A 13,671-nucleotide genomic window follows, 5' to 3' on the forward strand; every position below is an offset into this window, starting at 1 on the left:
CGTGCGATGAAGTTCTGCATGCAGTGCGGCCACGAGCTCGGGGCGAGCCGTACCTGCTCGAGCTGCGGCACGATCGCTCCGGTCGAGCCGCTGCCCGCCCCGCAGCTTCCCGCCGCCGGGATTCGCTACCCGCTCTTCGCCGACGAGGTGGACTCGGTCAGCGTCAGCACGTCCGGGCACGTCCTGGCCGCGCCGGTGCAGGAGCCGCTCGCGGCACCTCCGGTCGACGCCACTGCCGTCCGGTTGCCCTCCATCCCGGTCCTGCCGCCCCGCCGCGGTGCGAACCCGGCCGTCTGGCTGGCGCTCGGCGCGCTCGTCATCGGTGCGCTCGTGCTCGGGGGCTGGCTCCTTCTGCACGGCGGCGGATCGACCCCGACGGCGCACGCGTCGGGGTCCGGATCGTCGGCCGGTGCCTCGGGCAGCGGTGACGACGTCGCCGCGACCGCGACCGCGCAGGCACCGGTGACCCGGGCCCCGGGCCGCGACACCGCGGGCAACCTGACGGCGTACGACGCCTCGAACATGCTCGACGGCGCCGCCTCCACCGCCTGGGAGATGCCGGGTGACGGCACCGACAAGACGCTGACCTTCACGCTCGCCAAGTCGACGCACCTCACCGAGGTCGGCCTGATCAACGGCTACGCGAAGACCGGCGAGCAGGACGGCAAGAAGGTCGACTGGTACGCCGGCAACCGACGCGTCCTCGAGGTCGAGTGGCTCTTCGACGACGGCAAGAGCGTCACGCAGGACCTGCGTGAGACGCCGCACCTGCAGAAGACCCACGTCGACGCCACCACGAAGACGGTCCGGCTGCGCCTCGTCAAGGTCAGCGAGCCCGGCAAGGGTGGTGCCTCGCGCGACACGACGCCGATCAGCGAGGTCAGCCTCACCGGCACGACCGGCTGAGCCTGCGTATCCTCACCGGGGTGCCCCGCATCACCGTCGCGACCGCGTCCCCGGAGGACCTCGACGCGGTGATGGCGATCTGGGCGGCGGCGGACGCCACCCGGCGCCGCCCCGCCGGGCCCGTCCGCACGGCGCGCGTTCGGGAGAAGGTCGAGACAGGCGAGGTGGTCCTGCTCGCCCACTACGGCGAGCGGGCCGCCGGCATGGCGCTGGCGGAGACGTTCGTCGACCAGGGCTCCCCCGACCCGTCGACCGGGCACATCTCGATGGTCTTCGTCGACCCGGCGGTATGGGGCTCCGGCATCGGCACCAAGCTGCTGCGGGACCTCCAGACGCGCTGGCCCCGGCTCTCCGTGTGGACGCGCAGCGACAACCGCCGCGCCCGACGGCTCTACCTCAGCGCCGGCTTCACCGACTCCGGCCACCGCTCCACCCTCCAGGACGGCGACGAGATCATGCAGCTCATCTGGAGCTGATCCGTCGAGATTGGGGTTCGTGCCCGTCGAGATCGGGGTTCGTGCCCGTCGAGATCGGGGTTCGTGCCCGTCGAGATCGGGGTTCGTGCCCGTCGAGATCGGGGTTCCTGCCCCGGACGTGCTGGCCGACCGGGCCGCCTGCCGTCCACAGCCACGTCTCCGGCGTACGCCGTCCACAACCGGGGCCGGCAGTCCTCGACGCGTTGGCGGGACCAGCCCAGATTCGCCGGCATGGACACCGTCACGCTGCCCGACGCACCCTTCCGCCTGACCGGCCTCGCCGACCTGGGGATCTCGCCCAAGCAGCTCCGGCACCTCGTGGACGACGGTGAGGTGCGACGGCTGCTGCGCGGCGTCTACCTCCGCGCCGACGTGGAGCCGACGACGCTGGTGCGCGCGCACGCGGTCTCGCTCGCGGTCGCGGGCCACCACGTGGCGTGCGACCGGACCGCGGCCTGGATCCACGGGATCGACGTCATGACCGCGGGAGACGAGGCGCCTCCCGCGATCGAGACCTGCACCCTGCCCGGGCGGACCGCCACGGAGCGCCGCGACGTCGACGGACACATCCGCGACCTGGAGTCCGCCGACATCATGGTGATCCACGGGCTTCGCGTGACGACGCCGCTACGGACCGCCCTCGACCTCGGCTGCGTCCTGCGCCGACGGGAGGCGTACGCGGCGCTCAACGACTTCGCACGACGTCACGGCCTGACCCGTGAGCAACTGCTCGTCGAGGTGAGGCGTCGCTACGGCCGCCGCCGCGGCGTCCGCCAGCTGCGCGCGCTGGTCCCGCTGATCGAGCCGCGCGTCGAGTCGCCGCGCGAGTCCTGGACGCTGCTGGAGATCCACGATGCCGGTCTGCCGCTGCCGGAGCCGCAGGTCTGGATCGACGTCGGGGGCATGCCGACGTACCGACTCGACTTCGCCTACCGTCGTCGGCGCGTGGCGATCGAGTACGACGGCCGCGACTGGCACGACCTCACCGACGAGCAGCGCCGGCATGACGAGGCGCGTCGGGACTGGCTCCGCGACCACGGCTGGACCGTCATCGTCATCCGCTCCGGTGCCTTCACCGGCACGGCGCTCGACCGATGGATCGACCGGCTGGCGCAGGCGCTGCAGCCGACGTACTCCAACCGCCGCTGGTGACCTGCGCGTCGACCGCCGAGGTCACCGGGGCAGGAACTCCGAAGTCGACGGGCAGAAACGCCGGTCTCGACGGGCGAGAACGCCGGTCTCGACGGGCAGAAAGGCCCATCTCGACGGGCGACAGGCCCAATCTCGGCGGGTCAGGCCTTGCGGAGCATGTCGGCGACGAGGAACGCCATCTCGAGGGACTGGACGCGGTTGAGGCGGGGATCGCAGACGGACTCGTAGCGATGGGCCAGGTCGGCGTCGGTGAGCATCTCGCCACCGCCGACGCACTCGGTCACGTTGTCGCCGGTGAGCTCCACGTGGAGGCCGCCCGGCCAGGTGCCGAGCGAGCGGTGCACGTCGAAGAACCCCTGGACCTCGTCGAGGACGTCGTCGAAGTTGCGGGTCTTGTAGCCCGAGGACGCCTCGAACGTGTTGCCGTGCATCGGGTCGGTGATCCAGGCGACCTGGAGGCCCTCGGCGGTCACCTTCTCGATGATCGGCGGGAGGCCGTCGCGGATCTTGCCGGCGCCGAACCGGGTGATGAAGGTGAGCCGACCGGGCTCGTTGGCCGGGTTCAGCTTCGTGGCCAGCGCGATCGCGTCGTCGGGCGACGTGCCCGGGCCGAGCTTGACGCCGATCGGGTTCTTGATCCGCGAGAGCAGCTCCACGTGGGCGCCGTCGATCTGGCGGGTGCGCTCCCCGATCCAGACGAAGTGCCCGGAGACGTCGTAGGGCTGCTGGGTGCGGGAGTCGATCCGGGTGAGCGCCTGCTCGTACTCCAGGACGAGAGCCTCGTGCGAGGAGTGGAAGTCGACGCGGTGGAACTCGTCGGGGTCGGCGACGCCGATCGCGTTCATGAACGACATGGCGCGGTCGATCTCGCCGGCCAGGGCCTCGTACTTGGCCGCGAACGGCGAGCCCTTGACGAAGTCCTGGTTCCAGGTGTGCACCTGGCGCAGGTCGGCGTAGCCGCCGGTGACGAACGCGCGGACCAGGTTGAGGGTCGCGGCCGAGGCGTTGTAGACGTCGACGAGCCGCTGCGGGTCCGGGATCCGGGCCTCAGGGGTGAACTCGTAGCCGTTGACGGCGTCGCCGCGGTAGGCCGGCAGCGTGACGCCCTCACGGGTCTCGGTGTCCTTGGAGCGCGGCTTGGCGTACTGCCCGGCGAGCCGGCCGATCTTGACGACCGGCACGGAGGCGGCGTACGTCAGCACGACGGCCATCTGGAGCAGCACCCGCAGCTTGGCCCGGACGTTGTCGGCGGTGACACCGGCCAGGGTCTCGGCGCAGTCGCCGCCCTGGAGGATGAACGCCTCACCCCGCGTGACGGCCGCGATCCGCTGCTTGAGGTCGTCGCACTCGCCCGCGAACACGAGCGGTGGCTTGGTGAGCAGCGTGTCGACGGCGGCCCGCACCGCGTCGGCGTCGGGGTAGGCCGGCTGCTGCGCGGCTCCCAGCGCGTGCAGGTCAGCCAGGGTGGGGATCTCGGCGGTCACTGCATCAGGGTACGGCGCCGACGGCTGCGGCACCGAACGCTGGCCATCAGGCGGGCTGGCCATCAGGCGGGCGGGATGATGCCGAGCCGCTCGAGGAGGGTGAGGAACGCGAAGGCGAAGTCGTTGGCCTTGGTCTGCTCGCGCACCGTCGTCCAGTCGACCTGCTCGCGGACGGCACGGGCCGCAGGGAGCGCCTTGCCGAAGTCGCAGGCGTGCTCCTCCATCGCGTTGAGCTTGTCGCTCATCAGCGTGGTGGCCGGCAGTACCGGCATCGACACCGACTCCACCTCGATCTCGTCGACGCCGTCGAAGTGGTCACGCCGGACGGTGACGCCGGCGCTCCGGAACAGGATGTCGACCATCGCCGGGGACGGGCCCTCGCCGACGAACACCTTGAACAGCCAGTCCTCCGGCGGCTGCACGACCTGCAGTCCTTGCTCGGCGAGGCGCGCCATCACCAGCGGCGCATCGGCCTCGGCGACCATGAAGTCGACGTCGTGCTCGGGCTCGGGGCCTCCGCGTGCCCAGAGGGCGTAGCCGCCGGTCAGGGCGAACGGTGCGTCGCCCTCCTTGAGCGTGACGGCGACGAGCTTGAGCGCCTCGCGCAGGTCGCGCTGCGCTCCCCCGACGTCCGGCATTCCTCGCCGTTACCCGGGTACCAGCCCCGCATGCGCGTGGTGACCTTCAACATCCTCAACGGCCGCTCGCCCGACCGCCACGACGTCGACATCGCCACCTTCGCCGACGCGATCAAGAGCCTCGATGCCGACGTCCTCGCGCTCCAGGAGGTGGACCGCTACCAGCCGCGGTCCGGTCGCGCCGACCTCACGGCCGTCGCCTGCGAGGCGACCGGTGCCGAGGAGCACCAGTTCGTCGCGGCGCTCGCGGGTACGCCGGGTGCGACCTGGACGGCGGCCACCGGCGCGGAGCAGCCGGACAGCGCGGCGTACGGCATCGCGCTGCTCTCCCGCTACCCCGTGTCGGGCTGGGAGACGATCCGGCTGCCGGCGGTACCGGTGCCTGCGCCCGTCCGCCACCCGGGCCGGTTCCTGCCGTCGGTGGTGCGCGACGAGCCGCGGGTCGCCGTCGCGGCGGTGGTCGAGACGCCGCGCGGCCAGATGACGATCGCCAACACGCACCTGTCGTTCGTCCGCTGGTGGAACGGGCGGCAGCTCCGCCTGCTCGCGCGCTCGCTCGCCCACCTTCCCCGACCGCTGCTGCTGACCGGCGACCTCAACATGGGGCCTGACCGGGCGGCGCTCATGACCGGCCTGACCAGCGTCGCCGACCACCTCACGTTCCCCTGGGACGAGCCGACGACCCAGCTGGACCACATCCTCGCGGACCCGCCGCTGCGTGCCCGCACGTCGGTACGCCGGCTGCCGGTCTCCGACCACCTGGCGCTGGTGGCCGACCTGGAGGGCTGACGGGCGCCAGCCGACATGCCCTAGGGTCGCCGGCATGGCGACGATCGTGGTGGCGACCGACTTCGGCGGGCCGGAGGTTCTCGACGTGATCGAGACCGAGGTGCCCCAGCCCGGCCCCGGGGAGGTGCGGATCACCGTCCGCGCCGCCGGCGTGAACCCGGCAGACCTCAAGCTGCGTGAGGGCCTCTTCGGGCACCCGCCGCTGCCGCTCCGACTCGGCAGCGAGGTCGCGGGCGTGGTCGCCGAGGTCGGCAGCGACGTCGAAGGTCTGGCCGTCGGCGACGAGGTGGCCGCCTACCGGGTGTCGGGCGGGTACGCCAGCGAGCTGGTCGCCAAGGCCACCAACGTCTTCCGGAAGCCCGCGTCGCTCTCGTTCGAGGAGGCGTCCGGGCTGATGCTCGTCGGCGCGACCGCCGTCCACGCGCTGGAGGCTGCCCGCGTCGGTGAGGGCGACACGCTGCTGGTGCACGCGGCCAGCGGCGGCGTCGGGCAGCAGCTGCTGCAGCTGGCCCGGCGGCGCGGCGTACGCGTGATCGGCACCGGGAGCGCGCGGTCCTTCGACCTGATCCGCGAGCTCGGCGCCGAGCCCGTGGCGTACGGCGACGGGCTGGCCGACCGCGTCCGCGCCGTCGCCCCGGACGGCGTCACCGCGGCCGTCGACCTGGCGGGTACCGACGAGGCGCTGGCGGTCTCCCTCGAGCTGGTCCCCGACCGCGAGCGGATCGTCACGGCCTCCCCGCGCCAAGCGGCGGTCGACGCGGGCATCACCGGGATCGGCGGCGGCCCGGGCGCCGACCCCGGTACCGAGATCCGCAACGCCGCGCGCAGCGAGCTGCTGCGGCTGGCCGGCGAGGGCGAGCTCACGGTGCGGGTGAGCCGGACCTTCCCCCTGGCCGAGGTCGCCGACGCCCACCGGTTCGTCGCCGAGGGCCACGCCGCCGGCAAGGTCGTGCTCATCCCCTAGCCCATCGGGCTTGCGTCTGCTGCCTCCGCACTGAGGGGGTGAGTGGTCAGCCGACCCGTGTCATCGAACCGTCGTTGGCTCACCGCCGGGCCACGCCCGGCGGCAACCGACACGACGGAGGCTCAGCCGAAGAACACCTGCGCCTCGGCGTACTCCTCCGGGCTGACCAGCTTGAGCTCACCGGTCGCCTCGGCGAGCGGCACCCGGATGATCGCGGCGCCGCGCAGCGCCGCCATGGTCCCGAAGTCACCGTCGGCGACGGCGTCGATCGCGTGCAGGCCCAGCCGGGTGGCGAGCCAGCGGTCGAACGCGGTCGGGGTGCCACCGCGCTGGACGTGGCCGAGGACGACGGCGCGCGCCTCGCAGCCGACCCGCTGCTCGATCTCGTGGGCGAGCCGGTCGCCGATGCCACCGAGCCGGACGTGGCCGAACGCGTCGAGGTCGCCGGTCTGCATCGTCATGCCGGAGCCGTCCCGCGGCACCGCGCCCTCCGAGACGACCAGGATCGGGGCGTAGCGCGACTCGAACCGGCTCTTCACCAGCGCGCACACCTCGTCGATGTCGAACGGCTGCTCCGGGATGAGCACGATGTTGGCGCCGCCGGCGATCCCGCTGTGCAGCGCGATCCAGCCGGCGTGGCGACCCATCACCTCGACGACGAGCACGCGGTGGTGGGACTCGGCGGTGGTGTGCAGCCGGTCGATCGCCTCGGTCGCGATGTTGACCGCGGTGTCGAAGCCGAACGTGAAGTCGGTGCCGGAGAGGTCGTTGTCGATCGTCTTCGGTACGCCGACCACCTGGACGCCCTCGTCGGCGAGCGCGGTCGCGACCCCGAGCGTGTCCTCGCCACCGATCGCGACCAGGGCCTCGACCCCGTCGGCCGCGAGCTGGTCGCGGATGCGCCGGACGCCGTCGGGCACCTTGAGCGGGTTGGTCCGGCTCGAACCGAGGATCGTGCCTCCCCTCGGGAGGATGCCCCGACACTGCTCGATGCCGAGCGTCATCGTCAGCCCCTCGAGCGGCCCCTTCCAGCCGTCGCGGTAGCCCACGAAGTCGAAGCCGTGGACGCGCACCCCCTTGCGGACGACCGCTCGGATGACGGCATTGAGACCGGGACAGTCGCCGCCACCAGTCAGGACTCCGACACGCATGGGACCTCCTCTTGGATCGTTCACGTGACGCAGTTCACAGCCTGGCACGCCGGGGTGGCCTCTGACGAGGGCTCGCCGGGCAGCGGGTGGCCGACCACTAGGGTCGGGCCATGACCTTCTCCATCGTGGCCCGCTCCGCCGACGGCGAGTCCTGGGGCGTGGCCGTCGCCTCGAAGTTCCTGGCCGTGGGATCGGCCGTACCCGCCGCGGTCGCCGGCGTCGGCGCCATCGCCACCCAGGCGCACGCCAACGTCGCCTACAAGGGCCTGGCGCTCGCCCACCTCGACGACGGCGCCACGGCGTCGGTCGCCCTCCAGCGGCTGCTCGAGGAGGACGAGGGGCGCGACCATCGCCAGGTCGGCATCGTCGACGTGGAGGGCGGCGCAGCCTCGCACACCGGAGCCTCGTGCCTCGAGTGGGCAGGTTCGCTGACCGGCGAGGGGTACGCGATCCAGGGCAACATCCTCACCGGATCCGAGGTGGTCGAGGCCATGGAGGCGGCCTGGCTCCGCTCCGACCCCGAAGAGCCGCTGGCCCGCCGGCTGCTCGCGGCGCTGGCCGCCGGCGACGAGGCGGGCGGCGACAGCCGGGGCCGGCAGAGCGCGGCCGTGCTCGTCGTACGTGAGGGGGCCGGCTACGACGGCGGCGACGACATCGCCGTCGACCTGCGGGTCGACGACCACGCCGCGCCGATCCCCGAGCTGCTGCGGCTCCTCGACCTCAACGACCTCTACCTCACCGCCTCCACCGAGGAGGAGAAGGTGAGGATCACCCCCGAGCTCGAGGCCGAGCTGGAGGCCTTCGCGATGGACCAGGGCGCCCGCGACTTCCTGTCGTGGGTCGGCAGCGAGAACTACGAGATGCGCGTCGCCGACGACCTCTCGTGGATCGACGAGAAGATCCTGGCCATCGTCCGGGCCTCATGAGCATCCTCGCGATCGACGCCGGCACGACCGGCGTCACCGCCCTCGTCGTCACCCCGGAGGGACGCATCGCGGCCCGCGGCTACCAGGAGTTCCAGCAGCACTTCCCGAAGCCGGGCTGGATCGAGCACTCCCCCGAGGAGATCTGGGCGGCCACCCTCGCGGCGACGCAGCAGGCCGTGTCGTCGTACGACGACCAGGCGCTGGGCAGCCTGACCGCGCTCGGCATCACCAACCAGCGCGAGACGGTGCTGCTCTGGGACCGGGAGACGCTCGGCGCACCGCGCCGGGCGATCGTCTGGCAGGACCGGCGTACCACCCAGATCTGCGACCGCCTCCGGGACGCGGGTCACGAGCCACGGGTCACCGAGGTGACCGGCCTGCGGCTCGACCCCTACTTCTCGGGGACCAAGCTCGCCTGGATCGCCGAGCACGAGCCGCACACGTGGGCGCTGGTGGGGTCGGGCCGTTATGCGATCGGCACCGTCGAGTCCTACCTGGTCGCCCGGATGACCCGTGGCGTCTGGCACGTCACCGATGTGTCCAACGCCTGCCGCACCCTGCTGTTCGACCTCGCCGCGGGCGACTGGTCGGACGAGATGTGCGAGCTGTTCGGTGTCCCCCGCGACGCGCTCCCCGAGCTGGTGCCCAACTGGGGCGCGCCGATGGTCACCGACCCGCGGACCTTCCTCGGCCTCGAGCTGCCGATCGCGGGCTTGGCCGGTGACCAGCAGTCGGCGCTGTTCGGGCAGACCTGCTTCGAGGTGGGCGACTCGAAGTGCACCTACGGCACCGGGTCGTTCGTGCTCACGAACACCGGGTCCAACATCGAGCGCTCGGACGCCGGGCTGCTCTCGACCGCCGCCTGGCGCTCGCCGGACGGGGAGCTCACCTACGCGCTCGAGGGCGCGATCTTCGTGACCGGAGCGGCCGTGCAGTGGCTGCGCGACGGCCTGCAGATCGTGGGCTCGGCGGCCGAGACGGCGGCCATCGCGAGCACCGTCCCCGACAGCGGGGACGTCGTCTTCGTGCCCGCGCTGACCGGCCTCGGGGCGCCCTACTGGGACCCGAACGCCCGCGGCACCATCGTCGGCATCACCCGCGGCACCACTCGCGGCCACCTGGTGCGGGCCACCCTCGAGGCGATCGCCTTCGAGGTGCGCGACGTGCTGGAGACCATGCCCGCCTGCTCGTCGCTGCGCGTCGACGGGGGCGCCTCCGCCAACGACCTGCTCTGCCAGCTCCAGGCCGACCAGCTCGGTGTCGTGGTGACCCGCCCGTCGCAGGTCGAGACCACCGGGCTCGGAGCCGCCTTCCTCGCCGGCCTCGGCACCGGCGTGTGGTCCTCCACCGACGAGCTGCGGGACACCTGGTCGGCGGACCGGGAGTTCACCCCCGCCGCGTCCCGGGAGGACGCGGACGCGTCGTACGCCCGGTGGAAGGACGCGGTCGAGCGGTCCAGGGCCTGGGCCCGCTGACGCCGGGAAGATCCCCGGCTACCCCTCCAGCCGATCGACCTCGGCCTGCGCCTCGGCGACCTGCTCGGCGGCCGCGTCACGGGAGTCCTCGGCGCCGGCGAGCTCGTCGTCGACCTCCTCGGCCCGCTCCTCGAGGTCGGCCACGCGGCGACGGGCCTCCTCCAGCTCGGCGGCGACCTGCAGCGCCCGGGCCTCGAGCGCCTTGACCTGCGCCTCGGCCTCCCGGTGCTCGTGCCGGGCCTCCTCGAGCGCCTCCTTGGCCTCCTTCAGCGCCTCCTTCCGGCGGGTCCGCTCGGCCTCCCCCGGGTCGAGGTCGGGTACGACGTGCAACTCCCGCGACACCGGCGCGGCCGCGAAGCCGAGCGCCTCGGGCACCGCGACCGCGGCGGCCGCGTCGACCGCGTCGACGCCGGTCGCGGCGAGCGGGCTGACGAGCAGCCCGCTGCGGACCGCGGCGGCGGCGCCCGGGTCGAGCATCGCCGCGGTGAGGGTGGCCTCGACCTGGTCGGCCACGGCCTCGGTGACCTTGACGCCGCGCTCGCGGGCCACCGCCCGGGCCCGGGTGGTCACGGCGGCGGTGAGCTGGCGACGCTGCTTGGTGAGCTCGCGGAGCTGGGCGGCGTCCATGCCGGCCGCGGCGTCCCGGAGCGCCTCGCCGACGGCGAGCACCTGGTCGACCTGCTCGGTCTCGTGGCGCACCAGCAGGTTGACGACCCACGCGGAGACGACGGGCTTCCGCAGTCCCTTGACCCGGGCGTCCTTCAGCTCCTTCGCGCGCTTGTCGCGGGCCGGCGTGAACGCCGCCAGCGGCAGGGCGTAGAGCTCGTCGGCGATCGCGAGCAGCTCGTCAGCCATGGACGAGCAGCCACTCGTCGTGCGCGACGGCCATCCGCCGGTGCAGGTCGCGGAGGGCGTCGTCGTCGACACCGTCGAGCGAGACGCCGAGGTCGGTGATCGCGGCCCGCCAGTCGGCGTACGCGCGGAGCTCGCGGACGGCGGCGCCGTCGCCAACGCGGGTGTAGCGGATCCCGCGCACGGTGTCGGAGCCGGTGGCGTCGCGACGCTGCACGACGAGCAGGCGGGTGAAGGCACCGTCGGGCGGCGTCGAGAGCCGGGCGTGGTTGGCGTCGACGTCGGCCTGGGAGACGCCGGCCGGCCTGACGAGACTGCCCAGGACGCTGTTGGACGGGTCGTGGTGGAACGTCCAGCCCCGCTCGGACAGCCGGGCGATCCGGTAGACGAACCGGCCCTGGCGGTGCACGCCCTCGACCAGCGGGAGCGGGTCGCGGAAGCCGTCGCCGTACCCGAGGTCCGGCCACCAGCGGCCGCCCGGGTTCTCCGGCGTCGGCAGCCCGCTGACGACGATGACCAGGTGGTCGAGCGTCCCCGAGGAGCCGACCTCGAGCAGCATGGACGCGGGGTGCCGCTCCACCGCGAAGCCGAGCTCGCGCAGGACCAGCTCGACGGCGCCGTTGTGGTGGAAGCAGTAGCCCGCGTTCCCGCCGCCTGCGATGCGGGCCAGCGTGTCGGCCGGGTCCGCCGAGGTCGGCGCACCCAACATGATCGCGAGGTTCTCGTAGGGCACCGCATCGAGATGCCGGTGGTGCAGGTCGACGAGCGTCTCGAGGGTCGGCTCGGGCCGGCCGGAGAGGCCGAGCCGGGCCAGGTAGGCGTCGACGGTCATCGGGCGTACCTCCCCCGGCGGTGGAACAGCGGCTCGTCGTCCTCCCCGACGACGAGCTCCTCGATGCTGGCGGTCACCTCGAGGGACCAGCCGACCGGACGGGTCGACTCGAGACGCACGCCGGCCCAGGTCGTCGCATCGGCCAGGCGCGGACCCCACGCGGTGGACGTGAACTCGGCCAATCGGAACGGCCCACCCGGGGCCGGGGTCGCGCCGGCGAAAGCCTCCGCGAGGTCGCGGTGCCGCCACGACAACAGCTGTACGACGGCCGCGCCGTCCTCCCCCAGGTCGTCGGCCAGGTCGCTGTCGGGATCGATCAGCGCGACGACCCGCGCCGGTTGCCCGTTGGCGACCATCAGCGAGGAGACCGTGAGACCCGCGGGCTCGGCGGTCGTCCACAGCGACACCGTCCCCCCGAGCCGCGCCCGCAGTCGCCGGACCGGGTCGTCCGGCGTCGGGAACGGATGGGTGTCGTGGATGGTCAAGCGCTCAGGCCGCTGGCTTGGCGGGCGGCTCGACGGCCTGCTGCTTGGCGAGCTCCTTGGCACGGTTCGCGTACATGTCGACGTACTCCTGGCCGGAGAGCTTCATGATCTCGTACATGATCTCGTCGGTGATCGACCGCAGGATGTAGCGGTCGTTCTCCAGGCCCTCGTAGCGGGAGAAGTCGAGCGGCTTGCCGAACCTGACCACCGGCTGCGCGAAGCGCCCGAAGGCCTTGCCCGGAGGCGCCACCTCGTCGGTCTTGAGCACGGCGACCGGGATGACCGGGGCCTTGGTGATCAGCGCGAGCCGGGCGACGCCGGTCTTGCCGCGGTAGAGACGACCGTCGTGGGACCGGGTGCCCTCGGGGTAGATGCCGAACAGCTCCCCCTCGTCGAGCACCTTGCGCGCGGCGAGCAGCGCACCCTCGGCGGCGTTGGCCCCGGAGCGGTCGATCGGCACGTTGCCGGTGCCGGAGAAGAACGTCTTCTTGAACCATCCCTTCACGCCCGGCTCGGTGAAGTACTCCGCCTTGGCGACGAAGCGCACCATGCGCGGGAGACCGAGGGGCATGAACAGCCAGTCGGCGTAGGAGAGGTGGTTGCCGGCGAGGATCGCCGGGCCCTCGTCGGGGACGTTCTCGGCGCCCTCCACGCGGGGACGGAAGGCGAGCTTGAGCCAGGGCCCGATGGCCACCCACTTGAGCACCGAGTAGAACAGCCGCACGAACACACCCGAATCCTTGCAGAATGCACGGGTGACCACTACCCCGGCCGTCCTGTCGACCGCCCAGCCGCTCTCCGCCCCCGCCCGTCCGGAGCTGACCGGCGGTCGCCGGGTCGGCGTCCTCCTCTCCCACGGCTTCACCGGCTCGCCCGGCTCGATGCGCGCGTGGGGCGAGCACCTGGCGGAGAAGGGGTACGCCGTCGAGGTGCCGCGGCTGCCCGGCCACGGCACGACCTGGCGCGACATGAACACCACCACGTGGTCCGACTGGTACGCCGAGGTGAGCCGCGCCTTCGAGAAGCTCGCCGCCGAGAACGACACCGTCGTGGTGGGCGGCCTGTCGATGGGCGGCGCGCTGGTCCTCCGGCTGGCGGCGGACCATCCCGACCGGATCGCGGGCATCGTCGTCGTGAACCCGGCCGTGGCGACCAAGCGCTGGGACGTGAGGCTGCTGCCGGTGCTCAAGCACCTGCTCGGGGCCATGCCCGGCATCGGCAGCGACATCAAGAAGGACGGCGTGATCGAGGACGCCTACAAGCACACGCCGCTCAAGGCCGCCCACTCGATGATGAGCGCCTGGCCCGTCCTGGTCGCCGACCTCGGCAACGTGAAGGCGCCGGTGCTCTACTTCCGGTCGACCGTCGACCACGTCGTCGACGAGCTCTCCGAGCCGCTGATCCTCGACCGGATCGGGTCGACGGACGTCACCGTCAGGCGCCTGGAGAACAGCTTCCACGTGGCGACCGTCGACAACGACGCCCAGCGGATCTTCGAGGAGTCGGTCGCGTTCGTCGCGCGTGTCACCGAGGGCTAGGCT

Annotated in this window: 15 protein-coding genes; 8 read left to right on the forward strand and 7 right to left on the reverse strand. The window is 72.6% G+C overall.

Annotation, left to right across the window (positions count from 1 at the left end; translation table 11 throughout):
• Positions 1-6: 6 nt before the first annotated feature.
• From QDS12_RS21400 to QDS12_RS21410, 3 genes are all read left to right on the forward strand, one after another.
• Positions 7-906, forward strand: coding sequence for a hypothetical protein (locus QDS12_RS21400; protein WP_279882954.1), 900 nt, complete (start codon positions 7-9; stop codon positions 904-906).
• Between the two features lie 20 nt (positions 907-926).
• On the forward strand, positions 927-1,382 hold the full coding sequence (locus QDS12_RS21405; protein ID WP_279882956.1) for a GNAT family N-acetyltransferase: 456 nt from the start codon (positions 927-929) through the stop codon (positions 1,380-1,382).
• A gap of 231 nt (positions 1,383-1,613) precedes the next feature.
• Positions 1,614-2,534 (forward strand): type IV toxin-antitoxin system AbiEi family antitoxin domain-containing protein, encoded by a 921-nt coding sequence (locus QDS12_RS21410; protein WP_279882957.1) that lies wholly within the window; start codon positions 1,614-1,616, stop codon positions 2,532-2,534.
• A 140-nt stretch (positions 2,535-2,674) separates the two neighbouring features.
• On the opposite strand, the gene QDS12_RS21415 is transcribed toward QDS12_RS21410, so the two are convergent.
• The gene (locus QDS12_RS21415; protein ID WP_279882959.1) at positions 2,675-4,018 is read right to left on the reverse strand and encodes a 3-deoxy-7-phosphoheptulonate synthase class II; all 1,344 of its coding nucleotides are present in this window, start codon (positions 4,016-4,018) and stop codon (positions 2,675-2,677) included.
• Positions 4,019-4,080: 62 nt separating this feature from the next.
• The gene (locus tag QDS12_RS21420; RefSeq protein WP_279882961.1) at positions 4,081-4,656 is read right to left on the reverse strand and encodes a hypothetical protein; all 576 of its coding nucleotides are present in this window, start codon (positions 4,654-4,656) and stop codon (positions 4,081-4,083) included.
• A 30-nt stretch (positions 4,657-4,686) separates the two neighbouring features.
• On the opposite strand from QDS12_RS21420, the gene QDS12_RS21425 reads away from it, so the two are divergent.
• Both QDS12_RS21425 and QDS12_RS21430 read left to right on the forward strand, forming a co-directional pair.
• Positions 4,687-5,445 carry an endonuclease/exonuclease/phosphatase family protein gene (locus QDS12_RS21425; protein WP_279882963.1) on the forward strand — a complete coding sequence of 253 codons (759 nt, stop codon included), beginning with the start codon at positions 4,687-4,689 and terminating at the stop codon, positions 5,443-5,445.
• 34 nt (positions 5,446-5,479) lie between these two features.
• Entirely contained in the window at positions 5,480-6,409 is a 930-nt protein-coding gene (locus QDS12_RS21430) for an NADP-dependent oxidoreductase (RefSeq protein WP_279882965.1), read from the forward strand.
• Between the two features lie 122 nt (positions 6,410-6,531).
• On the opposite strand, the gene QDS12_RS21435 is transcribed toward QDS12_RS21430, so the two are convergent.
• Entirely contained in the window at positions 6,532-7,560 is a 1,029-nt protein-coding gene (locus QDS12_RS21435) for a 6-phosphofructokinase (RefSeq protein ID WP_279882966.1), read from the reverse strand.
• 110 nt (positions 7,561-7,670) lie between these two features.
• On the opposite strand from QDS12_RS21435, the gene QDS12_RS21440 reads away from it, so the two are divergent.
• Positions 7,671-8,486 carry a DUF1028 domain-containing protein gene (locus QDS12_RS21440; protein ID WP_279882967.1) on the forward strand — a complete coding sequence of 272 codons (816 nt, stop codon included), beginning with the start codon at positions 7,671-7,673 and terminating at the stop codon, positions 8,484-8,486.
• Positions 8,483-9,961 (forward strand): glycerol kinase, encoded by a 1,479-nt coding sequence (locus QDS12_RS21445; RefSeq protein WP_279882968.1) that lies wholly within the window; start codon positions 8,483-8,485, stop codon positions 9,959-9,961. The genes QDS12_RS21440 and QDS12_RS21445 overlap by 4 nt, the downstream gene beginning before the upstream one ends.
• An 18-nt stretch (positions 9,962-9,979) precedes the next feature.
• Here QDS12_RS21445 and QDS12_RS21450 read toward each other — a convergent pair whose 3' ends face one another.
• The 4 genes from QDS12_RS21450 to QDS12_RS21465 are packed head-to-tail and all read right to left on the reverse strand — an operon-like array spanning position 9,980 to position 12,860.
• Positions 9,980-10,816, reverse strand: a complete 837-nt coding sequence (locus QDS12_RS21450) for a hypothetical protein (protein ID WP_279882969.1) — start codon at positions 10,814-10,816, stop codon at positions 9,980-9,982.
• The gene (locus QDS12_RS21455) at positions 10,809-11,645 is read right to left on the reverse strand and encodes an arylamine N-acetyltransferase (RefSeq protein ID WP_279882971.1); all 837 of its coding nucleotides are present in this window, start codon (positions 11,643-11,645) and stop codon (positions 10,809-10,811) included. The genes QDS12_RS21450 and QDS12_RS21455 overlap by 8 nt, the downstream gene beginning before the upstream one ends.
• Positions 11,642-12,130 (reverse strand): flavin reductase, encoded by a 489-nt coding sequence (locus QDS12_RS21460; RefSeq protein WP_279882973.1) that lies wholly within the window; start codon positions 12,128-12,130, stop codon positions 11,642-11,644. Before QDS12_RS21460 ends, QDS12_RS21455 begins: the two co-directional genes overlap by 4 nt.
• A 4-nt stretch (positions 12,131-12,134) precedes the next feature.
• Positions 12,135-12,860 carry a lysophospholipid acyltransferase family protein gene (locus QDS12_RS21465; RefSeq protein WP_279882974.1) on the reverse strand — a complete coding sequence of 242 codons (726 nt, stop codon included), beginning with the start codon at positions 12,858-12,860 and terminating at the stop codon, positions 12,135-12,137.
• Between the two features lie 25 nt (positions 12,861-12,885).
• Here QDS12_RS21465 and QDS12_RS21470 point away from each other — a divergent pair, with 25 nt between their 5' ends.
• Positions 12,886-13,668 (forward strand): alpha/beta fold hydrolase, encoded by a 783-nt coding sequence (locus QDS12_RS21470; RefSeq protein ID WP_279882976.1) that lies wholly within the window; start codon positions 12,886-12,888, stop codon positions 13,666-13,668.
• The last annotated feature ends 3 nt before the right edge of the window (positions 13,669-13,671 follow it).

Origin of the sequence: Nocardioides sp. CER19, assembly GCF_029846275.1 — a bacterium.
Classification (GTDB): Bacteria; Actinomycetota; Actinomycetes; order Propionibacteriales; family Nocardioidaceae; genus Nocardioides.

What these genes read in the sequence shown, in the direction of transcription:
- QDS12_RS21400 (WP_279882954.1), top strand. Translation starts at nt 7, where the DNA reads ATGAAGTTCTGCATGCAGTGCGGCCACGAGCTCGGGGCGAGCCGTACC.
- QDS12_RS21410 (WP_279882957.1), top strand. Translation starts at nt 1,614, where the DNA reads ATGGACACCGTCACGCTGCCCGACGCACCCTTCCGCCTGACCGGCCTC.
- QDS12_RS21420 (WP_279882961.1), bottom strand. Translation starts at nt 4,656, where the DNA reads ATGCCGGACGTCGGGGGAGCGCAGCGCGACCTGCGCGAGGCGCTCAAG.
- QDS12_RS21425 (WP_279882963.1), top strand. Translation starts at nt 4,687, where the DNA reads ATGCGCGTGGTGACCTTCAACATCCTCAACGGCCGCTCGCCCGACCGC.
- QDS12_RS21430 (WP_279882965.1), top strand. Translation starts at nt 5,480, where the DNA reads ATGGCGACGATCGTGGTGGCGACCGACTTCGGCGGGCCGGAGGTTCTC.
- QDS12_RS21435 (WP_279882966.1), bottom strand. Translation starts at nt 7,560, where the DNA reads ATGCGTGTCGGAGTCCTGACTGGTGGCGGCGACTGTCCCGGTCTCAAT.
- QDS12_RS21440 (WP_279882967.1), top strand. Translation starts at nt 7,671, where the DNA reads ATGACCTTCTCCATCGTGGCCCGCTCCGCCGACGGCGAGTCCTGGGGC.
- QDS12_RS21445 (WP_279882968.1), top strand. Translation starts at nt 8,483, where the DNA reads ATGAGCATCCTCGCGATCGACGCCGGCACGACCGGCGTCACCGCCCTC.
- QDS12_RS21450 (WP_279882969.1), bottom strand. Translation starts at nt 10,816, where the DNA reads ATGGCTGACGAGCTGCTCGCGATCGCCGACGAGCTCTACGCCCTGCCG.
- QDS12_RS21455 (WP_279882971.1), bottom strand. Translation starts at nt 11,645, where the DNA reads ATGACCGTCGACGCCTACCTGGCCCGGCTCGGCCTCTCCGGCCGGCCC.